Raw genomic sequence first — 23,454 nt, forward strand, 5'->3', positions numbered from 1 at the left:
TTTTGCAAAGCACAAGTAGTTGGTAGTTAGGCTGTCCTTAATCTCGCTATTCTGCTGGAAGTTTCTTACATGTCTCGCATCGGCGTCGTGAATCGAAGTCTCTTGGTCCTTGTCGCTGTTTTGTTGGGAACGATCGCCGGCTGCGGCGGCGGAGCTGGCGGACTTACCACGGTATCTGGCACCGTCAAAGTCGATGGCGAGCCGCTGAAGAAGGGAGCCATTTCCTTCCTGCCTGTCGATGGTCAATCGACCACTGCCGGCGGCGCGATTACGGACGGTACCTTCACGGTGCAAGTGCCCAAGGGGATGCAGAAGGTTGTGATCAACGCCCCCAAGGTGACCGGCATGCGCAAGCTGTACGACACTCCCGATAGCCCGACCATGGAAACAACCGCGGAATCGTTGCCTGCAAAGTACCATAGTGCCACCGAGCTGACGCTCGATGTCAAAGGTGGCAGCGTAAAGCAGGACTGGGATCTTTCTACAAAGTAGATCCGCGAACATTAGCCGAGGCTGTCCCCTCAGCGACTCCCTCTTGTTGCAGTTCGAGCACCCAGCTTGGCAGAACCATCTTCACGATCGGCGGGCTGGCAACTTCGGCTTCGAAGAACGAAAAGAAGCCGAGCGACTTCTTGATCTGCGGGCGATGAAACTCGTCCCAGGGAATGAACAGCGGGGCGTGCCCAAACCGGAAGGGCGCGATCACCGAGATGCCCAGCCCTTGGGTGCAAACCCGCAGCTTGAGACTGCTGCCATAGTTGCAGGGCAGGTCGATTCTCGCGATGGGAGTGACGGCTCCCGATTGAAAGCGATACAGCTTTCCTTCGTGCGTCTGGTCATCGGGAAAGCGGCGGGCCAGTTCTTTCCAGCCACCGAGATAGGCAATCAGGTGCAACAGCAGCACCCAAAAGATCGCGAAGCCGACCATCGCCAGCGGAATGATGAGTTGGTCCATAGCAGGATTCCTATCGCTTATTTTACCACAGCGCCCGTGCACACGGCTCTCCATCTCAATCTGATATCTTAGGTGCATGCCTGTACCCGTTCATTACCTGCGCCTTGCCTTGCTGGCCCTCGTGCTGATGCTCCCTGCGCTGGCTCTTGCACAGGACGATGCCGCCGAATGGGTCTTTATCGAAAACGAGTCGCTGCGTGTTGGTGTGAAGAAGTCTTCCGGTGGCGGCATTGGCTGGATCTCGCCCGCCGGGAGCCAGCAGAACCTGATCAACCATTTCGATCGCGGCCGGCTCGTGCAGCAGTCGTATTACGGCGAGGCCGATGGCTCGCTGTGGAACAAACAGCCTTGGCGGTGGAACCCCGTGCAAGGTGGCGACTGGAAAGGCACCGGCGCGAAGTTGCTGGAGTTGAAGTCGACGAAGGACACGCTGGACGCGACCACCCTTCCCAAGCACTGGGCCAGCGGAAAGGACCTCGATGAATGCCGGATGCAACAGAACTTGCGGCTGGACGGGAATCTGCTGCGAGTCCACTATCGCTTCGACTACACCGGCACCGTAAAACATCCTCGCGCCGATCAAGAGCTGCCAGCGATCTTTCTGCAGCCTGAATTTGATCAATTGGTTTTGTATTCCGGCGCTCAACCCTTCGAAGGCAAGGAACTTTCAAAATCGAAGCCGGGCTGGCCGAACGATTACAAGCCAATGACCGAACACTGGGCAGCCTACGTCGACAAAGCCGGCTTTGGGCTCGGCGCGTATGTTCCCGCAGCCAGCAAACTCACCTGTTATCGCTTCGGCAATGGCGACGCCGCGAAAGGTGCCTGCTCGTACTTCGCTCCGCTCGCTCAGTTCGCCATCGAACCTGGGCTGAAATGGGAATACGAACTGATCATCACCCTCGGCAGCGTGGAAGAGATCCGAGCCCGCTTCAAAAAACTACATTAACGCCCCCGGGCCTGCCCCGGGGGTTTAATGGCTTTGGCACTAGCTACCGCGAACGATAACATGGCTAGCCCAAAAGCCGCTAAACCCCTGCCGCAGGGGCAGGGGCGGGAGTTGCAAGAAATATAACGATGTCTGAACTTCCCTCGCGTGACGAACTGGCGAATCGCTATCTCGAATCGCTTCCCTATGCGCCCTATCCGGTGCAAGAGGAAGCGCTGCTGCAATACTTCACGGCGAAACAAGGCGTGCTCGTCTGCGCACCGACCGGCACCGGCAAGACGCTCATTGCCGAAGCGGCTCTGTTCGAAGCGTTGCATACCAACACGGTCGCCTATTACACGACGCCGCTGATTGCCCTGACCGAACAGAAATTTCAGGAAATGCAGGACGCCGCCGAACGCTGGGGCTTCTCGCGCGACGACATTGGCCTGGTAACCGGCAATCGCCGTGTGAATCCCGAGGCGACGATTTTGGTCGTCGTGGCCGAGATTCTGCTCAATCGCTTGCTCCATACCGAAGCGTTCGATTTCAGCTGTGTATCCGCCGTCGTCATGGACGAGTTTCACAACTTTGCCGATCCCGAGCGAGGCATGGTCTGGGAGCTCACCCTCGGCATGTTGCCACCGCACATTCGCGTCCTGCTTCTTTCGGCGACGGTGGGCAACGCGTTCGAGTTCTGCCAATGGCTGCGGCACAGTCATCATCGGTCGATTGAACTGGTGCAAGGAACCGAGCGCAAGGTACCGCTGTCGTATCAATGGGTCGGCGACGAACTGCTCAATGAGCATATCGAAAAGATGGCAGAAGGTGACGATACCAAGCGGTACACCCCGGCCCTCATCTTCGCGTTCAATCGCGACGTATGCTGGGCTATCGCCGAGCAACTCAAAGGCAAAACACTCCTAGCCGATGGTCAGCAAAAACGTCTCGCCGCCGAACTCGACCGCTGCGACTTCTCGGACGGTGCCGGACCCAAGCTAAAGCAGTTGCTGTTTCGCGGCGTGGGTGTCCACCATGCCGGCATCTTGCCCAAGTATCGCCGCATCGTCGAGGACCTGTTTCAAAAGAAGCTCCTCTCGGTTTGTGTCTGCACCGAAACACTCGCCGCGGGCATCAATCTTCCCGCGCGCAGTGTCGTCCTTCCCACGCTCCTCAAAGGTCCTCCCGGCGATATGAAGCTGATCGAGCCCAGCACGGCGCATCAGATTTTCGGCCGCGCGGGGCGGCCACAGTTTGACAACCAGGGTTACATCTTCGCGCTGGCTCACGAAGACGATGTGAAGCACTTGCGCTGGAAAGTGAAGTACGACCAGATTCCCGAAGACACGAAGGATCCGAATCTGTTGCGGGCGAAGAAGGACCTCAAGCGAAAGATGCCCACCCGCAGCCAGAATGTGCAGTACTGGCAGGAGTCACACTTTCTGCAATTGCAAAAAGCTCCAGCCGGCAAGCTGACCAGCCGTGGCAATTTGCCCTGGCGATTGCTCACGTACCTGCTTGATGCCTCGCCCGACGTCGATCCGCTCCGCAATCTCGTCGGCAAGCGACTGCTCGATTCGGCCAAGCAAGTGCAGGGACAAAAGCAACTCGACCGGATGTTGATGACGCTCTGGGCAGCCGGCTATGTCACGCTCGAGCCCCCTCCGCCGCCGAAACTCACCCCCGCCGAAGCGGCTGCCGAGAAAGCGGCTCAGCCTACGGTAAAGAAACAGACGGAAACCGAACGACTGATGTCAGCGGCCCTGTCGCAACTGGCCAAGAGCAAATCGCCTGACGGCCTCGCGCCTGTCAAGGTCGAAGCCGCGAAACCCGTAGAAGTAGTCAACGAGTACAAGGCTCACAAGGCCTTCCCCACGCCCGATATGAAACGGCTGCTCGGCATTCGCAGCATCAATCCGCTGTATGCCGTGTATCTCGTCAATCAACTGGGGATCGCCGACCGCACCGAACGGATTCAAGCCTTCGAAAGCGTGCTCGAAATGCCAGGCACTGCTGCCCGCATGGCGCGCATTCCTTTTTACGAAGACATGCCGCCGGGACCACTCGCCACCCAGCGCCTGGATATGGAGATTGTCCAGTTGGGACTCGCAACGGTCCAGCAACTCGGAGCACCGCTCACACCGGAAGAAAAAGAAGAACAACGCAGCTTGCCCTACGAGCAGCGCATGAAGATCTATTCCCTGCCAGAGAAGCTGCGGCTGCTGTTCGATGCCCAATTTCCCGACGTGCACACGCTGTACACGACTCCCGTCTGGGCGGTGGGAGAAGTGCTGGAGTTCGGCGGCAATTTCAACAAGTACATCACCGCCCGCGGGCTGCAAAAGCAAGAAGGCGTTTTCTTTCGCCACTTCCTGCGGATGATTCTACTCGTCAAAGAACTCTCTTCGCTCCATCCGCCCGAACTGACTCTCGACGAGTGGCAAGCCGACCTCAAAGACATCGCCGGCACCCTGACCGAGTGCTGCCGCCAGGTCGATCCCGAGAGTACCGACAAGACGCTCGAAGATGCCGAGAAAGCGGGGCTGTAGGAGGCAGAGAGGAAGGGGCCAGAGGTTAGGGGCCAGGGAAGTTTGGAAGGCGAGCCGCAGCGTCACTTCGGCGATGAGACTTCGAGAGTCAAAGTGCCCGCAGAAGGCTTTCCCTTTTTCTCCTTGGTCGAGGTTTTGACCACGATTGTTCCGCCGGCCGCCGTAAACGCTCGAACGAGTTGATCCATCGAAACGTCCGCTGCCGCCCGTTCGATCTTGGCCACTCGAGGCTGGCTAGTCTTGAGCCGGGCTCCTAATTGCTTCTGCGATAAATGGAGAGATTCTCGCTGCCTGCGAACTGCCAACGCGAGTTCCACGCGCGCATCGAGTAGCTGGCGTTCCTCAGAACTCATCTCCAAAAAGTCAGCTGCATCGCCGACTTTCCAACCCGCTGCTTCAATTGCCTTCCGTTTGGTAGCGTCCATTATTCCGCCTCCGTTTCTGATCTGTTCTTCTTCGCCACCTTGATGGCCGCGTCGTAGTGGCTTAGCCGTTTCTGGCAGCGAGCGATGACTTCGTCCGGGATCTTGCGAGTCTTTTTCGCATACACTTCGAGGACAAGAATCGCATCTGAATCAATTCGATACATAATCCGCCAGTTATGCTGCGAATCGCGCACCCGCAAGGCTCCGCACCGCGCCCCAACATCCGGCAAGGCCTCGGCATGGGGCATCGACAATCGTAGTCCTTCTTGGAGCAATCGCAGTAGCATCCCGACTTCTTGCCTCCCCTCCACGGTGAAAGGAGGCGTTTTCACCTCTCCTTCCAACCACACCAAGGGCTTGCGGGGCGGCTTGTCTTGCTTGGCTTTGGCCATTGAACGCTGCTCCTCGCACGCTGAATTATATATCGGATACGATATGTCGTCAAATCAGCAAATAGGGGCAGTCGAGGCGGAAAATTTGCTCTCACTGTCGCGCGATTTCCGGCTGGCTTTGTTTTACCCAAAACGCACACTCACTACCACGACAGCCTCCGCAGAGGATGGTTTCCATGCCGGCCCACACGATTGAAATTTTCTGCCTCTCTTGTGACCTAACTAGTCACGGACATCCATAGAATGTAGACGCCGTTTTATGCGCACATATCGACCATGTCCGACGCAACTTAAAATCACATGCACTATATTTCATTTATCAATGGCGCAACAAATCAGAGCCGACACATGAGCAACAATGCAAATCTATCCGCCGTTGGGGAGAGCGAACGCGGCGGCTGTGGCCGGGAATCGCAGACTGTTCAGGGGGTGCGAAAGTGGTTATCAGATGGTTATCGGCAAGAGGGCGAAATAACCATCAAATGGGCCGTTTCCCGAAACCCAAGAGCTTGGCAGAGTTCAGCTTCGAGCAATCGAATCGAAATGAAAAAATCGCGCGAAAAAGTTATCAAAAACGGGGTGAACAGGGCTGTTCACGACAATGACGGAAGCGGGCGATGAGGAAAATAGTTAGGGAACAATGAAGACCCTTGCTCAAAATGAGACGAATGCCTATAGCGGCGAAAGAGGGCGAGACTGGTCGCTACCTTGCGACTGGTTGGCCGTGAGCGATACGATGGCGGACAGTTAGTTTGGTAACTTGAAACACGAAGTCCGACAAAAAAGGAATTGATTTATGCAACGCGGAACCTGGTTGGCTCTGTTTCTCTTCACGCTCGCTGCCTTGTGCGGCACAGGCTGCAAGAAGGGTGACGAAGGCCCGAAGATCAAGCCGGCCGAGACCGGTCACGAAGAACACAGCCATTCGCACTCGGCGAAGGGTCCGCACACCGGCAAGGTGCTGGCAATTGGGGCGGAAGAGTATCACGCCGAGTTCACGCATGACGACGGCAGCGGCAAGGTCGCCGTCTATCTACTCGACAAGGACATCAAGGTGAATCCGGCCGCGGCGAGCCCCGACGAGACGATCTCGATCGAGGTAACTGCCAAGGGAGAGACCAAGAAGTACGACCTGGCGGCCGTCGATCGCACGACGGGCGACATGCCGCTGGCCACGCAGTTTGAAGTCGTCGACAAGGAACTACTCGGCTTCCTCGAAACCCTGGGCGGCGAAACGACGGCGACGCTGAACGTGAAGATCGGCGACAAGCAGTTCAACCAGAAGATCGATTTTGACGATCACGGGCATGCTCACTAAATCGTGAATGTCCTTGTTTCCTGAGCCGGAAGCGTCAGCGCCCGGAGATTAGAAATCGAAAAATGCGGAACTCTCCGGGCGCTGACGCTTCCGGCTCAGATGAAGGTAAAGGCAAGTCCACGGAGTTTGATGATGAACGCGCTGCGGCTGGTTGGGTTCTGTGGGTTGCTGCTGATTGCTCAGGCGTCGAATGGCTTTGCAGCGGATCGACCGCCGAACATCGTGCTGGTGTTTTGCGACGATCTGGGTTACGCCGATATTGGTGCGTTTGGTGCCAAAGGTTATCAGACGCCGAATCTTGATCGGCTCGCAGCGGAAGGGGTTCGCTGCACCGACTTTCAAGTGGCAGCGGCCGTATGCAGTGCCTCGCGAGCCGCGCTGCTTACCGGTTGCTATCCGCAGCGGGTGGGCATCCTCGGCGCGCTCGGTCCAGCGGCTAAGCTTGGCATCGCCAAAGCAGAGAAGTTGCTGCCTGAGTACTTGAAGGATCAAGGTTACGCGACGGCCATCTTTGGCAAGTGGCACCTGGGGCATCATCCGCAATTCTTGCCGCAGCAGAATGGCTTCGATCGTTACTTTGGCTTGCCTTACTCGAACGACATGTGGCCCAAGCATCCCACGGCGAAGAACTTTCCGCCGTTGCCGCTCTTCGACGGCGATAAGACCGTCGAGCACGATCCTGATCAAACGCAACTCACCACGTGGTACACCGAACGGGCGGTCAAGTTCATCGAAGAGCACGCCAAGAAACCGTTCTTTGTCTACTTGCCGCACAGCATGCCGCACGTGCCGTTGTTCGTCTCGGACAAATACAAAGGGAAGAGCGAGCAAGGCCTGTTCGGCGATGTGATCAGCGAAATCGATTGGAGCGTCGGACAGATTCTGGCCGCGCTGAAGAAGTTGAACCTCGACGAACAAACGCTGGTCCTCTTCACTTCCGATAACGGCCCTTGGCTCTCGTACGGCAATCATGCGGGCTCGGCGGGCATCTTTCGCGAAGGCAAGGGAACGACCTGGGAAGGTGGACATCGCGTCCCGTTCGTCGCACGTTGGCCGGGCAAGATACCCGCTGGCAAGACATGCACGGAGCTATGCAGCACCATCGATGTGCTGCCGACTTGCGTCAAGCTCGCGGGCGGCACGGTCTCGGCCGATCGCAAGCTCGATGGCAAAGACGTGTGGCCGCTGTGGTCGTCGCAGCCTGGGGCGAAGAGTCCGCACGAAGCCTTCTATTACTACTGGGACAATGGTCTGGATGCTGTTCGTAGTGGCGAATGGAAGCTGCACTTTCCGCACGCCTTTCGTTCGCTCACCGGCAAGCCAGGAAAGGACGGCATGCCCGATGGCTATACGCAGGGAAAAACTGGGCTTGCCTTGTACAACCTGAAGTCCGATCCTGGCGAGACGACGGACGTCGCAGCGGCGAATGCGGAAGTCCTTGGGCGATTGCAACAACTAGCAGAAGTCGCCCGCGAGGATTTGGGCGATTCATTGACGAAACGAATGGGGAAGAATCGCCGGTCGGCAGACAAACTCAGCGAGTGACTTGATGAAGACCTGCCAAAGGATTGTCTTGAGTTTACTTCTGGCTGCCAGCACCGGCTGCAGTCAATTCAGCCGCGCGCTTTACACCACCGCCAATGTGATGGGAGATCCAGACTCGCTGTATTTTGCCAAAGAGCGCGCGGGCATTGGTACTTTTCCAGTCAAGGAACTAACGCCAGCTCAGGACGCGCCCCGCCTGCTAATTACCTACAACGATGAAGACGAAGATGGCGTGATTTACTTTGCGCACACCAATCAACGACTTCACTACAAGCAGTGCATAGCCCGCATTCAAGAGATTCTGCAAAAGACTTCTGGCCCGGTGAATTTGGAAATTCGGAGCGGCAGGCGCGATCAACCCTGGGAACTAGACTTTGGTTACGAGCTGCGCGGCATCAAAGGATTCGAACGATTGCAAATCACGACAACGGAGGCGATATCGAGCGCTACCCCGTAGCCAGTGACTCGGCCCGTTCGAGCGTGGGTTCGAGTTCGTCCCAGATGATGGCGAGCGAGATCTGGTCGAGACCGAGGCCGGCATAGACGGAGTCGGGAGGTGACTGCACGTTGTGCACACCCAGCGAGGTCCAGCCGGCCCGGCTGCACAGGTAGTTGGCGACGGCGACGACATAGACCAGGTCTTGATGGGGGCCCGTGTATTCGCCGCTGGAGTGATGGTAGGCAATGGCGTCGATGACGGGTTCGGCGAGGTTCCACTTGCTGGCTACAAAGCCGCCTAGCAGGGCATGGTCGAAGGAGAGAATGCGATTCTCGGCTTCGCAGGTGGGAATCGTGGGACCGACCGACGAGACCACCTGGCAGAAGTGACGGCGGAGCGATTGGTCGATGAGGATGATGCCCAGGTCGTGCAGCAGGCCAGCGATGTAGGCCTCTTCGGGTACACCGCGGCCACAGACCCGCGCGACGAGTCGCGACGCCGCACCCACGGCCACGCTGTGTTCCCACAAAGCTTCGCGACGATAGGTGCCGTGATGGCCGGGGGTCTCGAACATGCGCGAGACGCAGACCGTCATGGCCAGATTGCGAATCTCACGAAAGCCTAGCAGGCTGATCGCGGTCCGCAGGTCGGTGACCTTCGTGCTGAGCGCGTAGTAGGCAGAGTTGAGTCGCCGGAGAATGCGAGCGACGAGGATCGGATCGTTCTGAATCGCTTCGCGCAGTTCGTCGGTCCGCACGTGCTCGGAGTCGGTGAGTTGCAGCACGCGCTGGGCAATGCCTGGCAAGGCAGCCACTTGTTCCATCCGCGCAAACAACCGCTCGAGCGATTCGCGCCGGGCCGGCGGAATCGAAGAGATGGTCGTAGATCTTGGCTGGGTTGTTTGCGTCACGCCTGCCTCGCCCTTGCGTCGCGAGCCACTACCAATCGGCCGGCAGTGGCGGCACTTGCGGAATTGCGCAACTGCCTCAGAAGAAAGGTATGTCAAAAGGCGCTAGAAAGCTGGGAATTCAGAAGGCGATTGACCAAACGTGTCACGGACAACTCGACAATACAGTTGCCGTCGCTACAACCGCCGCGACCCACACTTTTGACTCCCCACCGCCATTTGACCGTTGACGTTTGGCAACCTAAGGTTTGGCGGGAGAGGGTCGAGACTTATGACCAAAACAAACGACAACAACTTGATGGCTCTGCTTGGCAAAAAGGCCGGCGGCACCGACACGTGGACTGCGCTCGCGGCGAAGACTCCGCAGCACGATCCTGCGGAAAGTCGCTCGCCCGAGCAAGACGCCAAGCTCGCGCAGTTGCTGCAGCGCATCAATCACCTTACGACCACCGATCCCAAAAAGACTTCTGCTCCTTCGCCCGCGGCGCCAAAACCAGCCTTGCCGGATCTGGGCGCACCGCCAACCGCAACACCTGTCGACGCTGTGGTGGAAGATGAGTTTCTGCCGATCGAACCGCCGACCATTCGCGATGCGGGCCTGACCGAGAGCGAAGTCGAAGCGCTGGTGCTGAAGTTTCTGCTCGCTCGCGGCGATCTCACCGGCCGTGAAATGGCCGATCAGGTTCGCATGCCGTTCGTGCTGGTCGATGCTTTGCTGCGTGCGTTGAAGCAAGATCAGTTGCTGATCTATCGCAGCAGCGCGCCGATGAACGACTACGTTTATCAACTCACCGATCTGGGCCGCGAACGCGCCCGCCGTTACATGGAGCACTGCACCTACTTCGGTTCGGCTCCTGTTTCGCTGATGGACTACATTCTGGGCATCACCGCCCAATCGCTCACCAAGCAGCATCCTTCGCAGGATGACTTGAATCGCGCGTTCAGCGACATTCTGGTCAATCCCAACATGCTGCGGCGACTTGGCCCCGCGATCAACAGCGGCCGAGGTTTGTTCCTGTATGGTTCGGCCGGTAACGGCAAGACGACCATCGCGGAGCGGGTTACACGGGCCTTCGGTCAATACATTTGGATCCCGCGGGCGATCGGCATCGATGGCGAAATCATCCGCCTCTTCGATCCGGTCAATCACGAAGAATGTCCACTGCCACAGAACACGGGCCTGCTCGATCAATCGCGACTCGATCGCCGCTGGGTTCGCATTCGCCGCCCCACGATCGTCGTCGGTGGTGAATTGACGATGGACAGCCTGGAAGTGACACTCAATCGCTCGACCGGCATCAGCGAAGCTCCGCTGCAACTCAAGAGCAACTGCGGCACGCTGGTGATCGACGACTTTGGTCGTCAGAAGATGAGTACCGATCAGCTGTTGAATCGCTGGATCGTGCCGCTCGAAAAACGCTACGACTACTTGAACCTGCCTAACGGCAAAAAGATTCAGGTCCCCTTCGATCAGCTCATCGTCTTCTCGACGAACCTGGAACCGAAGGATCTGGTCGACGAAGCGTTCTTGCGACGTATTCCGTATAAGATCGAAGTGCTCAATCCGTCGGAAGAAGAGTTCCGCAAGCTCTTCGAGATGATGTGCCCGAAGCTGGGATTCACCTTTAGCACGCCGCCCATCGATCACTTGATTGAGAAGCACTACCGCGCAGTGAATCGCCCGTTTCGCGCCTGCCAACCGCGCGACCTGTTGTTGCAGGTAAAGAACTTCTGCCTGTATCAGAAACAACAGCCCGAGTTGACGGCTGAGTTTCTCGACCTGGCGGTCGAGAACTACTTTGCGGTGATGTAGAGCTAGCGCGAGCCGAAGAATCCGCGGCCAGATTCTCGACCGGGTTCACGGCTCGACTCTCGTCCTGGCTCGCGACTGCCTGAGTCCCGGCTTGGTTCACGAGTTGAACTCTGGCCGAAGCTGCGACCCGAATCTCGGCTGCTGCTGCTGGACGGAGCCGTTTGGCCAGTCGAGCCCAGAACCTCCGTCGGGGTGATGAAGCCGTCACCATCCAGGTCGTACTTTTGGAACTCCGCAGCGGTGGTATCGCTCCACGAGGCTGAGTATTCGACCATAGCAATCTGGCCATCGGCGTCAGCATCGTTGCGCAGGAACCAGTCGGGCAATCCCTTGGGCAACTTGTCGAGGGCGGTCGAGAACTTGTAGCTCTTCTTGTCGCCAGGCTTGCCACTGGTCGTGCTGCCCCTGCTACCAAACGATGAGCGGCCGGATGAGCCATAGGAACTGCTGCTCGAGCTCCCTGTATAGGCGGCCAACTTGGCGGTCAATTCATCGAGCGTAATAACACCATCGTTGTTGGTATCAGCCAAGCGATGCTCCGGTTTCAAGTCGCCCCATTCATCCTTCTCCAGAGACCCGCTTCGGTTTTTGTCGTACTGCCGCATCATTCCCTCGGCCCACGAACGGAACTTTGCAGCATCGCCCGACGAAGAGGAAGAGCCTGGAGTCGAGGAGGAACTACCGGAGCTGTTAGATGAACCACTGCTACTGGCGGGACTGCCAGGAGGTGCTGTCAAACCGAACCGCTTCGCAATACGCTCGCACAACTCTGCCTTGCTGAGCTTGCCGTCTTTGTTCGTGTCGGATTCTTCTGGGGGAGTGGACCACTTGCCTTCTTTCCACTCGTTGCTGTCGACAAAGCCATCGCTGTTCTTGTCGTAGTCACGCAGCATGCGATCGACGTATTCCAAGACGCGAGTGTCATAACGACTCTCCAGCGGGACGGCCGTATTTACGGAAAGTGGCACATCGAAGCCGGCCACGCGCGGCGTTTTGTCGTCGGCCCCAAAGCCCATCACTTGCGGTGTGGTTGGTTTGACACTGCTGCTAGAACTGCTCCGCTCACGGTCTCGATCGCGATCCCGATCGCTGCTGCTGCGATTGTCGCTGCTCGAAGAAGAGCCGCTGGACGAACCCGAAGAACCGCTGCCGGAAGAACTACCGTCGCGACCTTGCTGGGCGGCGCTCACAAGTTTGTCGACTGGAATGGGTTGGTTCAAATCGAGATTGGCTCGCTTGGCCATTTCGCCGATGAAGCCGCGTGAACGGTCCGACATCTCATCGGCCTCGATCATGCCGTTGCCGTTTCGGTCCATTCGCTTGACCCAATCGGACGGGTCAAAGCCACCGCGACCTCCTCGATCGCTGCCACGGTCACCTCGATCTCCGCCGCGGTCGCCGCGATCACGATCACCTCCCCGGTCACCTCCAAACTGAGCTTGGGCAGTGATTGGCAACAGGCTGCAAGCAGCCAGCGACAAAGTGGCTAGCCAAGGGCGAAGGTTCTTCATGGGAAAGCCTCACGGCGGAAGAGAATGACGGCTGCGATCGGGGCAGATTCCAGTGTATCTACTTCTAACCCCCGGCACGAGAGAAAGTATCGGCTGCGGCAATTTCCTCTGGCTCTCGGGGCGGTGTTAACTCCCGCTGTTGGTTGATATTAGGCCGAGCCTGTGATAGCGTGGCAATGTCCGCGAAAACCCTTGCCAAGTAGCCTCTCCCACCCCGCTTGCAACTGCTGATAGCCGAGGGACCTATGCTGCGTTTGACCGATGTCGGCACTGCCCATACCTGCGATGGCGTCACCCGCCGCGATTTCCTGCAAGTAGGTGCCTTGGGTGCCATTGGGCTCGGCCTGCCGGAACTGCTGGCGGCGAAAGAAGCGGGCCTCGTCAGCAAAGAGGACGACGACCGCGCCTGCATCATGATTTTCAATCTCGGCGCGCCCAGCCAGATGGACACCTTCGACCCGAAGCCCAACGCTGCGGCGGAGATTCGCGGCCCCTTTCAGCCCATCTCGACGAAGGGCGATTTTCAGATCACCGAGATCCTGCCCCGCCATGCTCAGCATGCCGACAAGTTCTCGGTCGTGCGCAGCTGCTATCACACCGCTGCAGCGGTCCACGATACGGGCCATCAAATGCTGCAGACCGGCCGGCTCTTCTCTGGTGGCGTGAATACACCTCACGCCGGTTGCGCTGTTGCCTATCTGCGCGGTCGCAAGACCGACTTGCCCGCCCATGTCATTCTCCCCGAACCCATGGGTTCGACGGGGGGCAACTTGCCGCATGGTCAAGATGCAGGATTTCTCGGCAAGGCTTTTGACCCCTTCCTGTTGATGGCCGATCCCTCGCAACCCAACTTCAAAGTGCCGGACCTGTTACCGCCGGCCGATATGGGTGATGCGCGCATGGATCGCCGCCGCCGCCTGCGAAACATTGTCGAAGACCAGGTGACACAGTTCGAAGCCAGCCCGGCCGCCAAGTTGATGGATAGTAACTTCGAATCGGCTTATCGGCTGATGACGAGCCCGCAAGCTCGCTCGGCCTTCGATCTGTCGAAGGAACCGAAGGCTGTGCGCGAAAAGTACGGTATGACCCGCTTTGGACAATGCTGTCTGCTCGCTCGCCGGCTGATCGAAGCGGGAGTGCGGTTCGTCACGGTAAATACGTTCCTTACGGTCTTCAATGAGATCACCTGGGACATTCACGGCAGCAAGCCCTTCACCAGCATCGAGGGGATGAAAGACATTGTCGCGCCGATGTACGACCAGGCTTATGCGGCCCTGCTCGAAGACTTGCAAGAGCGCGGCATGCTTGAGAAGACACTCGTTTGCAACCTGGCTGAGTTCGGTCGCACGCCGCGGATCAATCCCGCCGGCGGTCGCGATCACTGGCCGCAGTGTTTCACTACGTATTTCGCCGGCGGCGGCATTCAAGGTGGACGAGCAATCGGCAAGAGCGACCCGACCGGTGGCTATCCTGCCGAACGACCGACGGAACCCTCGGAAGTCGTAGCTACCATTTACAAGAGCCTCGGTTTTGATATCGAAACCGCGCTACCCGGTCCTGCCGGACGTCCCTTCCCGCTGGTCGATTTCGGCAAGCACGAAATCAAAGAACTGTTTTGATCCGTTTACGCGCAACTGAATTGAAACTCGCGGGCTTCCCGCCTTCCGCTTCAGCCCGGCGAAGAATCTGGTGAATCCGATGTGGCGTTCCTCTCTCTCCGCGACATTGTTCCTGCTTGCGCTGACTTCAATCACCGCAGCGAACGAGCAGCCAAAACTTGTCTTGCTACCAGCGACCATTTCGCTCAGTTCGCCCGAAGCGCGGCAAACCCTGATTGCGCAGCAGCAATCTGGCGAACAGATACTGGCCCAAGTTCGCGAGGGCCTCAAGCTCACCAGCAGTGACGAGAAGGTCGTGCGAATTGAAGAGGGCGTGGCGATTCCCGTGGCCAACGGTAAGGCAACGATTATCGCTGAAGCCGGCGGACAGACCTCAACGGCGGAAGTAACGGTCTCGCAGTTGGAAAAGCCATTTCAGTGGAACTTTCGCAACCATGTCGAGTCGGTTCTCAGCGAGCAAGGTTGCAACGGCGGCGCTTGTCACGGCGCGCGGGCGGGTCAAAAGGGCTTTCGACTCACCCTGTTTGGCTTCGATGTCGATGCCGATTACACCTATCTCACCCGGCAAGCCGTTGGCAGACGAATCGTGCCGAGCGATCCCGGTCGCAGCCTGATTTTGACGAAGCCGACGGGCCTGCTGCCACACAAAGGTGGCGTGAAACTCGATCCGGCATCGATCGAGTACCGAGTCATCGCCGAATGGATCGCCGCGGGCACGCCCGGTCCGCGCGACGACGATCCGCAGATCAAACGGCTGGAGGTTCTGCCGAAGATCTCACAACAAGTGCCGGGAACAACGCAACAACTGGTGGTGCTCGCCCACTTCAACGACGGCCATGTGGAAGACGTGACGCGCTGGTCGAAGTACGTTTCGACCAACAGCAGCGTGGCGTCCGTGGGCGAACATGGCCAGGTGAAAGTTACCGGCAGCGGCGAAGGAGCCGTCAGCGTTTGGTATCTCAACTTGACCGAGATGGCTTACGTTTCGTCGCCCTATCCGAATCAGGTGCCGGCCGAAGTCTACGCCAAGGAAGAGCGCGCCAACTTCATCGACGACCTGGTTCTCGCAAAGTTGCAATCGCTTCGTATTCCGCCATCACCGCGCTGTGACGATGCCACGTTCCTCCGCCGGGCCTATCTCGACACCATCGGCACGCTGCCGACATTGCCGGAGACACAAGCCTTCCTCGCCGATAGCTCCAGCGATAAACGAGAAAAGTTGATCGACCATTTACTCGGTCGGCCCGAGTTTGTCGACTTCTGGACCAACAAATGGGGCGACCTGCTGTTGCTCTCGGGCGAACGCCTTCGGCCAAAAGCACTGGAAACCTATCACAACTGGATCCGTAAGGCGGTTGCTGAGAATAAGCCCTGGGATAAGTTCGTTTACGAGATTGTCACGGCCACTGGCAGCACGCATGAGAACGGTGCCGCGAACTTTTACGCGTTGCATCAAGATCCGGAGATTATGGCCGAGACGGTATCGCAGGCCTTCATGGGACTCTCGATCAACTGCGCGAAGTGCCACAACCATCCGTTGGAAAAATGGACGAACGATCAGTACTATGGCATGGCGAACATGTTTGCTCGCGTGCGAGCCAAAGGCTGGGGCGGCGATTTTCGCAACGGCGATGGCATGCGCGTGGTCTACAGCGATACGCAAGGTGAACTGCTGCAACCGAGTCGCGGTCAGCCTCAACAACCGCGACCGCTCGATGGCGCAGCCGTCGAGTTCAGCGACACCGCCGACCGCCGCATCAAGTTGGCCGAATGGCTGGTTTCGCCGAACAATCCTTACTTCACCCGCTCGATCGCCAACCGCGTATGGGCCAGCTTTTTTGGCATTGGGCTCGTAGAAAAAGTCGATGACCTGCGGGCCAGCAACCCGGCGAGCAACGAAGTGTTGCTGTCGGCCGCTGCAGAGTACTTGAAGGAACATCGTTACGACTTGAAGCAGCTGATACGAGCCATTCTGCAATCGAGCACCTATCAGCGGAGCAGTCAGCCCCTGGATGGCAACGCAGCCGACGATCGCTTTTACAGTCGCTACTATCCCAAACGACTCAAGGCCGAAGTGCTCCTCGACGCTTTCTCGCAAGTCAGTGCCACCCCATCACAATTCCGCGCGATGAAGCCCGATGGCAAACCTGGCGATGCCGTGAGTGCCAAGCGAGCCTTGCAATTGCCCGATGCCTTCGTCGACTCCTATTTTCTGAAAACATTCGGCCGGCCTGATCGACTCATCACCTGCGATTGCGAACGAAGCGACGAACCGAGCATGACGCAGGTCTTTCACCTGCTCAACGGCGAAACGCTCAACAACAAACTGAAGGCAAAAGACAACGCGATTGAACAAGCCGTCGCGCAGGACAACTCGCAAATGCTCGACCAGCTCTTCCTGAGCGCTCTTTGCCGGCTGCCCACTCCGCAGGAAAAAGAGCGGGCTCTCAAAGAACTTGCCGATGTCCCGGCCGAGGAACGCCGTGCAATCCTGGAAGATGTCTTTTGGAGCGTACTGACCAGCCGCGAGTTTGTGTTCAATCACTAGGCTGCGTCTGTCTTCGTTTGGCTGCTTATTCCCTCTTGGGATTGCGAATATGCGACTCTCTACTCTCTCTCCCGCGATCATCCTCCTGGCGGCATGCGTGGCCACGTCAGCGGCCGAAGCGCCGGACTATGCCAAACAAGTGCAGCCGGTACTGAACAAATACTGCACCAGTTGTCATAGCGACGACGAACCCGAAGGCAAGCTCTCGCTGCAGAGTTATGCGTCGCTGCTTAAGGGCGGCGCCAAGGGAGCGGCCATCACACCCGGCCATAGCGAACTGAGTCGCATGATTCTGGTGCTGACCGGCAAAGCTCAGCCGGCAATGCCGCCTAAAGATAGCGATCCCCCGTCGAAAGAGGAGTTGGCAATCCTCCGTTCGTGGATCGATGCCGGAGCTAAAGGACCAAGCGGCGCAGCTCCCGATCCGACGGTCCTTGTTGCCCCACAAATCAAATTGCTCGCCCCTGCGCGGCAAAGTGTGAATGCGGTTGCTGTTTCACCGGCAAATGCTACCGTCGCACTCGCTCGCCACGGCGAGGTTGAACTGCAAACGGCGACGGAAGGTGACTCAAAGCCGACTTCACCTGGAAATCTCACTGGCCATCGCGGCAGTGTGAATGCGGTCGCCTTTTCGGACGACGGCAGTTGGCTCGTTGCTGGTGCCGGTGAACCAGGCTTGTTCGGCGAAGCGCGCATCTGGAACGTCGCCGATGGCTCGCTGCTGAAAATGGTGCAAGGGCATAAAGACAGCATCTATTCTGTCCAGCTCAGTCCCGACCGCAGCGTGCTAGCGACCGGAGGCTACGACGGACTGATCTCGCTGTGGGAAACCAGCAGTGGCAAGTTGCTGAAGAAGCTCGAAGGCCACAGCGGCGCTGTGTTCGAACTGGCCTTTCGCCGCGACGGGCAGATTCTGGCCAGTGCCAGTGGAGATCGCACCGTCAAGTTGTGGAACGTCGCATCCGGCGAGCGGCTGGATACGCTGAAGGAGTCAACGAAAGAACTTTACACGCTCGCGTTTCATCCGCACGGCAATCAAGTCGCAGCCGCCGGGGTGGACAATCGCATTCGGGTCTGGCAGATCAGCGCCGATGCGAAAGAAGGTACCAACCCGCTGCTCATTTCGCAGTTTGCTCACGAAACACCCGTACTGCGGCTGGCGTGGTCGGCCGATGGTAAGACGTTGGTCTCGACCGGCGAAGACCGGCTGATCAAAGTCTGGAATGCCGACAACCTGACCATTCGCCAGACGCTTGCTAAACAACCTGATTGGGCAAGTGGTGTCGCGATTCTGCCGTCAGGAAATCGCATTGTGGTGGGACGCATTGATGGCAGCACTTCGATCTTGCCGATCGAACCTCCGCCGCAGTCAACCATCGCGTCCTTCGTTCCCGCTGACGAAACGCCACCGGAAGTAAACTATGGCGAACAAGCGGCAATCGATAAATTGCCGACTTCAGCCGAGAACGAACCCAATGACGAACCAGCTCAGGCTCAAGCGTTTAAATTGCCTGGCATGGTCACTGGCAGCATCCAAAGCAAAGCCAATCAAACCGATGGCGACCTGTTTCGCTTTGAGGCCACAAAGGGCGATCAATGGATCTTCGAAACCAACGCGGCCCGCACGGGTTCGCCCCTCGATAGCAAATTGGAGATTCTCGATGCAGCCGGCAATCCTGTGCCGCGCGTGCTACTCCGCGGTGTGCGCGATACGGAAATCGAGTTCCGCGGCATGAACAGCGACCAGCGTGGCGTGCGGCTGAAGAATTATGAAGAGATGCTGCTGAATGAGTACGTCTATCTCAACGGCGAAGTCATCAAGCACTTCCAGCAACGTCGCGGGCCCGATGCCGATGCTCAGTTCTATCCCGAGAATGGCAACCGCATCACGTTTTTTGAGACCACCGGTCGTGCTCACGCGCTTGGCGAACCTGGCTACATTGTGGTGCCCTACGCCGTCGGTACGCAGTTGCCGAATAATGGCTTGCCGGTCTTCACGCTCAACTACGAAAACGACGATCAGGCCGCGCGCAAGTACGGCAAGGATTCGCAAGTCACCTTCGTCGCGCCGGCCGCGGGCGAGTATCTGGTTCGCGTTAGTGATGTGCGTGGCTTCTCGGGCGACAACTTCAAATACCAATTGATTGCCCGGCGGCCGCAGCCCGACTTCAAGGTGACCGTCACGCCGATGAACCCCACAATCAACGCCGGCAGCGGCAAAACCTTCACCGTGAAGGCCGAACGCATCGATCACTTCATGGGGCCGATTCGAATCGAGATCACCGGCCTGCCACCTGGCTTTCAAGTCACTTCGCCGGTCGTGATTGCCGCAGGACTTTACGAGGCACAAGGCGTGATTAACTGCACCGCCGATGCTGTCGCTCCAACATCCGAAAATGAGAAGACCTCGAAGCTGACCGCGATTGCTACCGTTGCTGGTGAAGAACGAACCAAGGACGCAGGCAGCTTAGGAACCATTAAGCGGGCCGATAAACCGAAGTTGCTCGCCTATCTGGAACTTGCCGATCCGACGAAGGCCCAGGAAGCAAACTCGGCTATTCCCGAACTCACCTTGCTGCCTGGCGGCACCGTGACCTGCAAGCTTCGCATCGAACGCAACGGATTCAAAGATCGCGTGGCGTTTGACGTAGGCAACTTGCCGCACGGCGTGATCGTGGACGACATCGGCCTCAGCGGCGTTTTGATTCCTGAGGGTCAAACCGAGCGGACCATCTTCCTGCGAGCGGAGCCTTGGGTGAAACCTCAAGACCGGCTCTTTCACGCAACGGCCAACGTAGAAGGTAATCAAACCGCCCTTCCAATGCTGCTGAAGGTGCGTGTGCCGGATGAAAAGGCGACCGCTTCGCTAGCACCTGCAGGAAAGTAGCGACAGCAGTCTCGTTTGACTGGAGCGATTAGGCGGAGTTTGACGATAAAGCCGACACTGCGGACGTCGCGCGCTTGGATTGCACCCTGGCGGCGGCATTCTGCGATCGAAGGCTCAAGATCGATGCCCGCCCGCTCACTAATCTCCGTCAACCTTGCTGTCATTGCCTTGCTGGCGATGCTCTGCACCGGCTGCGCGGCGATTCCGAACCGGCATGTGCATCCCGTCTATCACAATCCATTTCCGCAACTGCACCGCGTTGCGATCCTGCCATTCTTCAATCAAAGCAAAGAGCCCACCGTCGATGGCGACGAGCTAGCGATCGCGTACTACAACGAATTGCAAAGCATCCCGGGTTTTGAAGTGGTTCCCGTCGGTGTCACCCGGCGATATCTCGAAGCCAGCCGTCTGCAGCCTCGGTCGGGTGCGGACTTTCAAATGCTGGCTCGCATGATGCAGGTCGATGCCGTCATTGTGGGCTCGGTTACCGAGTACTCGCCGTACTATCCGCCGCGCATTGGTCTCTCGGTCGACTGGTACTCTGCCAATCCGGGGTTTCATCCGATCCCCGCCGGCTATGGTTTGCCTTGGGGTACTGCGGAAGAAGAGTTCATTCCCTCTTCGCTGGTGCGTGAAGCAGAGTTCGCTCTTGCGCGCGAGCAGCTGAAGACACAAACACCCACCTTCGAAGATCCCGCTCTAAGAGCAGAGCCAGCAGCGCAGAATGCCAGCAGCGCGACAAACAAAACAGCCTCGCATTCAGCAGCTTCCGCAGAGTCTGCCATCAAGCCACCGAGTGCCACTAGTGGCAACGATGTGGCGGCGTTCGGCGCTCACGAACCAGTGCCGCCGTGGCCTGATCCGCGCGGCTTCATTCCGCTTGCGCCTGGTGAAAAACCGCCTGTTTTACGCCCTCAATACGATCCCATCATCACGCACACTCGCATCTATCACGGACAGGACGCAGAGTTTACCCAGCGGTTGGAACACTACTACGAAACGCGTGACGATGCACGCTTCGGCGGCTGGCAAACATATCTTCAACGTCCTAGCGATTTCATTCGGTTTTGTTGTTATTTGCACGTGACGGAAACGCTCGCAGCGAGAGGTGGGGCTGGAGAGTCCCGAGTGGCGTGGCGCTGGCCGATTAGCCGATAGGAATGCGGTAACCGGCTTCCTCTTTTGTCAGTTTCAGTTGTCGCCGCGGAATCGTTCTACCGCAGCAGTGACAGCGCTGGCAGCCACCAGGAGTTCCGCTTCGTGAGTCAAGATATCAACGTACTGGCGCTAGTGAAGGGTGAAGAGCGGTACATCTTCTTGTTTGATGATGACCGCCGAGCGGAAGCGTTGCGTACCTTGGGTCGCTTCGCCTCGAACCCAGAACTCAGCTTCAGCTGGTACGACGCCGCGGTGCTCAGTCAGCGAATTCGCAGTACGGTTCCCGAGAGTGAAGCTCCTGCGGAAGCGAAAAAATCAACCGCACGCGTCGACGCTCCTTCGGGAAGCGTACCGGCTCCGCATCGCCCCCGCTTCAAGCTTTCGCTGCCCACCGACACCGCTGCCGATAGCAACAGCGACGAAGTCTAAGTGTCCCGTCCGTTAGGTTGCCGTTAAAACGGGCTCGTTCCCCTGCGGAGGGCCGCTGATGCAAGCCGCCATCGAACTGTTCCTGCAATTCTTGACGGTTGAGCGCAATGCGGCTGATCTGACGATCAAGTCCTACCGCGAGGACTTGATCGCACTCGACGAGTATCTCTGCCAGGCCTACAGCCGTTCAGCAGATCCCGCAGAAATCACACCGCTCGATCTGCGGGGTTACGTCTCGGCGATGCACGAAGCGGGCTATGCGAAGACCTCCATCGCTCGCCGCCTGGCTTCGCTGCGAACCTTCTTCAAGTTCGCCCAACGGGAAGGCATCGCTCAGAATAACCCCGCCAAACCCCTGCGCAACCCACGCCCCGACCGCAAGCTGCCGCACTTTCTCTCCGGCGAAGAGATTGGGCAACTGCTCGATGCCCCGCCTGCCGGCCAGATGATGGGCCTGCGGGATCGCGCGATTCTGGAAGTGACTTACTCCGCCGGTTTGCGCGTGAGTGAAGTCGTGGGGATGAACAGCGGTGATCTCGACCTAACAGAATCGATCGTCCGCATCCGTGGCAAAGGTCGCAAAGAGCGGCTCGCTCCGCTCGGCTCGTTTGCCATCGCGGCCCTGCGCCGCTGGCTGAAGGTGCGAGTCCTCTCGCCAAAAGAGAAGCAGGGCCCGCTCGCGCCGATCTTCACCAACAAGTTTGGCCGGCGGCTAACAACGCGCAGTGTGGCCCGCATGCTGGAGAAGTACCTGCAGACCACGGGGCTCGATACTCGCACGACGCCTCACACGTTGCGGCACAGCTTTGCCACGCATCTGCTCGACCGCGGAGCCGATATCCGCAGCGTGCAGGAACTGCTCGGCCACAAGAGCCTGGTGACGACCCAGATCTATACCCACGTCAGCACCGCCGGCTTGAAGGCCGTCTATGAGCGGGCTCATCCTCGGGCTCGCGTCAGTTAGGCCTCCGCCCAATCTTCGCGACGCGCAACAAAAAAGCCTCCGGTTCAATCGGAGGCTATGCCACGCTCTTCTGCCTGTTCCGCGTGGATTCAGTTTTGATCGGTGGTCGTCTTAGACCAAACCCTTCTTCACCGCCCATACCGCTGCTTCGGTGCGATCGCCGGCTTCAAGCTTGCGCAGGATGTTCTGCACGTGCTCTTTGACCGTTTCGATGCTGATTTCCAGCGAGCGACCGATTTCGCGGTTGCTTAGGCCGAGCGCTACATGACGCAGCACCTGGACCTCGCGATTGGTCAGCGGGATGTCTTCGTCGTAAGTCGGCCGACGACGGGCCATCGTGTTCTTCACGCGTCCCATCAGGCTTTCGCCATCCGGCGGCAATCCCGTGTGAGCGCGGTTAATCGCTCCCAGGATGGCGTCCCGAGACGAATCCTTCAGCAGGTACCCGGCAGCCCCCAGGGCGACTGCTCGAGCGATGTACGTCGAATTGTCGTGACCGGTGAGCATCACAACCTTCGTCCTCGGCGAACGATCGATAATCCGCTCGAGTGCCTCGAGGCCATCGGTCTCGGGCATCCGCACGTCAAGCAGCACCACGTCCGGGTGGTGTTTCACGGTTTGTTCAATGGCTTGGTTGCCGGTCGACGCTTCGGCAACAACCTGAATATCCGAACCTTCCAGCATGGACTTCACGCCGGTGCGGATAACCTCGTGGTCGTCAGCGATAAGCAAACTAATGGTCATAAACGGCCCTTCATTGCCCCGTACCCTCGATTAGAAACGCAAAACTCCCTCGCGCTGAGCTTTAGGTTTGGTTCTGCCCCTGAAACCGCTCCGTTCGGCGTTTTCGCTTCCTAAAGACACTAGCGACAAATCCTAAAATAATTCTTACTCACGTAAATCCGTCAGACGAGAAAAAGTCGGCTCATCCTCCTAGGCATCCTAGCCTTTCGTGGGGGACGAGGCGAGCAAAATGCTGATCATAACGAAAAAATGCGGTCTCCCACCGTTCGAACGCGGAATCACAAGTAGCACAAGCGCTTACGCAACTTTTGGCAGTCTCGAAA

Annotated in this window: 20 protein-coding genes; 14 read left to right on the plus strand and 6 right to left on the minus strand. The window is 58.1% G+C overall.

Going from position 1 to position 23,454, the window contains the following annotated elements:
* The first annotated feature begins 69 nt into the window (after nt 1-69).
* Nucleotides 70-492, plus strand: coding sequence for a hypothetical protein (locus tag NA78x_RS26040; RefSeq protein WP_425615296.1), 423 nt, complete (start codon nt 70-72; stop codon nt 490-492).
* On the opposite strand, the gene NA78x_RS26045 is transcribed toward NA78x_RS26040, so the two are convergent.
* On the minus strand, nt 482-955 hold the full coding sequence (locus tag NA78x_RS26045; RefSeq protein ID WP_425615297.1) for a hypothetical protein: 474 nt from the start codon (nt 953-955) through the stop codon (nt 482-484). The genes NA78x_RS26040 and NA78x_RS26045 overlap by 11 nt on opposite strands.
* Nucleotides 956-1,031: 76 nt before the next feature.
* Here NA78x_RS26045 and NA78x_RS26050 point away from each other — a divergent pair, with 76 nt between their 5' ends.
* The gene (locus NA78x_RS26050) at nt 1,032-1,904 is read left to right on the plus strand and encodes a hypothetical protein (RefSeq protein WP_425615298.1); all 873 of its coding nucleotides are present in this window, start codon (nt 1,032-1,034) and stop codon (nt 1,902-1,904) included.
* Between the two features lie 128 nt (nt 1,905-2,032).
* Nucleotides 2,033-4,432, plus strand: coding sequence for a DEAD/DEAH box helicase (locus NA78x_RS26055; protein WP_425615299.1), 2,400 nt, complete (start codon nt 2,033-2,035; stop codon nt 4,430-4,432).
* A 62-nt stretch (nt 4,433-4,494) separates the two neighbouring features.
* On the opposite strand, the gene NA78x_RS26060 is transcribed toward NA78x_RS26055, so the two are convergent.
* Both NA78x_RS26060 and NA78x_RS26065 read right to left on the minus strand, forming a co-directional pair.
* Nucleotides 4,495-4,857: an XRE family transcriptional regulator gene (locus NA78x_RS26060; RefSeq protein ID WP_425615300.1), complete on the minus strand. Its 363-nt coding sequence runs from the start codon at nt 4,855-4,857 to the stop codon at nt 4,495-4,497.
* Nucleotides 4,857-5,249, minus strand: a complete 393-nt coding sequence (locus NA78x_RS26065) for a type II toxin-antitoxin system RelE/ParE family toxin (protein ID WP_425615301.1) — start codon at nt 5,247-5,249, stop codon at nt 4,857-4,859. The genes NA78x_RS26060 and NA78x_RS26065 overlap by 1 nt, the downstream gene beginning before the upstream one ends.
* Nucleotides 5,250-5,597: 348 nt before the next feature.
* Between NA78x_RS26065 and NA78x_RS26070 the strand changes: the two genes are divergently transcribed.
* The 4 genes from NA78x_RS26070 to NA78x_RS26085 all read left to right on the plus strand — a co-directional run bounded on the left by NA78x_RS26070 (nt 5,598) and on the right by NA78x_RS26085 (nt 8,569).
* Nucleotides 5,598-5,870 carry a hypothetical protein gene (locus tag NA78x_RS26070; RefSeq protein WP_425615302.1) on the plus strand — a complete coding sequence of 91 codons (273 nt, stop codon included), beginning with the start codon at nt 5,598-5,600 and terminating at the stop codon, nt 5,868-5,870.
* Between the two features lie 175 nt (nt 5,871-6,045).
* Nucleotides 6,046-6,567, plus strand: a complete 522-nt coding sequence (locus tag NA78x_RS26075) for a hypothetical protein (RefSeq protein WP_425615303.1) — start codon at nt 6,046-6,048, stop codon at nt 6,565-6,567.
* Between the two features lie 129 nt (nt 6,568-6,696).
* The gene (locus NA78x_RS26080; RefSeq protein WP_425615304.1) at nt 6,697-8,112 is read left to right on the plus strand and encodes a sulfatase family protein; all 1,416 of its coding nucleotides are present in this window, start codon (nt 6,697-6,699) and stop codon (nt 8,110-8,112) included.
* A 28-nt stretch (nt 8,113-8,140) separates the two neighbouring features.
* Complete coding sequence (locus NA78x_RS26085) at nt 8,141-8,569, plus strand: hypothetical protein (protein WP_425615305.1); 429 nt, start codon at nt 8,141-8,143, stop codon at nt 8,567-8,569.
* Here the strand turns inward: NA78x_RS26085 and NA78x_RS26090 are convergent.
* Nucleotides 8,559-9,461: an HDOD domain-containing protein gene (locus NA78x_RS26090; protein ID WP_425615306.1), complete on the minus strand. Its 903-nt coding sequence runs from the start codon at nt 9,459-9,461 to the stop codon at nt 8,559-8,561. The two genes, NA78x_RS26085 and NA78x_RS26090, sit on opposite strands and share 11 nt — an antisense overlap.
* A 268-nt stretch (nt 9,462-9,729) precedes the next feature.
* Between NA78x_RS26090 and NA78x_RS26095 the strand changes: the two genes are divergently transcribed.
* Complete coding sequence (locus NA78x_RS26095) at nt 9,730-11,271, plus strand: AAA family ATPase (RefSeq protein WP_425615307.1); 1,542 nt, start codon at nt 9,730-9,732, stop codon at nt 11,269-11,271.
* Nucleotides 11,272-11,273: 2 nt separating this feature from the next.
* Here NA78x_RS26095 and NA78x_RS26100 read toward each other — a convergent pair whose 3' ends face one another.
* Nucleotides 11,274-12,782: a hypothetical protein gene (locus NA78x_RS26100; RefSeq protein ID WP_425615308.1), complete on the minus strand. Its 1,509-nt coding sequence runs from the start codon at nt 12,780-12,782 to the stop codon at nt 11,274-11,276.
* Nucleotides 12,783-13,027: 245 nt separating this feature from the next.
* On the opposite strand from NA78x_RS26100, the gene NA78x_RS26105 reads away from it, so the two are divergent.
* The 6 genes from NA78x_RS26105 to xerC all read left to right on the plus strand — a co-directional run bounded on the left by NA78x_RS26105 (nt 13,028) and on the right by xerC (nt 22,387).
* Entirely contained in the window at nt 13,028-14,401 is a 1,374-nt protein-coding gene (locus NA78x_RS26105; protein WP_425615309.1) for a DUF1501 domain-containing protein, read from the plus strand.
* Between the two features lie 79 nt (nt 14,402-14,480).
* The gene (locus tag NA78x_RS26110) at nt 14,481-16,949 is read left to right on the plus strand and encodes a DUF1549 domain-containing protein (protein ID WP_425615310.1); all 2,469 of its coding nucleotides are present in this window, start codon (nt 14,481-14,483) and stop codon (nt 16,947-16,949) included.
* A gap of 49 nt (nt 16,950-16,998) precedes the next feature.
* Nucleotides 16,999-19,836 (plus strand): c-type cytochrome domain-containing protein, encoded by a 2,838-nt coding sequence (locus NA78x_RS26115; protein WP_425615311.1) that lies wholly within the window; start codon nt 16,999-17,001, stop codon nt 19,834-19,836.
* A gap of 123 nt (nt 19,837-19,959) precedes the next feature.
* On the plus strand, nt 19,960-20,994 hold the full coding sequence (locus NA78x_RS26120; RefSeq protein WP_425615312.1) for a hypothetical protein: 1,035 nt from the start codon (nt 19,960-19,962) through the stop codon (nt 20,992-20,994).
* A gap of 102 nt (nt 20,995-21,096) precedes the next feature.
* Nucleotides 21,097-21,423: a hypothetical protein gene (locus NA78x_RS26125; protein ID WP_425615313.1), complete on the plus strand. Its 327-nt coding sequence runs from the start codon at nt 21,097-21,099 to the stop codon at nt 21,421-21,423.
* Between the two features lie 58 nt (nt 21,424-21,481).
* Nucleotides 21,482-22,387 carry a tyrosine recombinase XerC gene (xerC, locus tag NA78x_RS26130; protein WP_425615314.1) on the plus strand — a complete coding sequence of 302 codons (906 nt, stop codon included), beginning with the start codon at nt 21,482-21,484 and terminating at the stop codon, nt 22,385-22,387.
* Nucleotides 22,388-22,498: 111 nt separating this feature from the next.
* Here xerC and NA78x_RS26135 read toward each other — a convergent pair whose 3' ends face one another.
* Complete coding sequence (locus NA78x_RS26135; protein ID WP_425615315.1) at nt 22,499-23,131, minus strand: response regulator; 633 nt, start codon at nt 23,129-23,131, stop codon at nt 22,499-22,501.
* Nucleotides 23,132-23,454 lie beyond the last annotated feature (323 nt).

It is taken from the genome of Anatilimnocola aquadivae (genome assembly GCF_049819085.1).
In the GTDB taxonomy this organism is placed as follows: Bacteria; Planctomycetota; Planctomycetia; order Pirellulales; family Pirellulaceae; genus Anatilimnocola.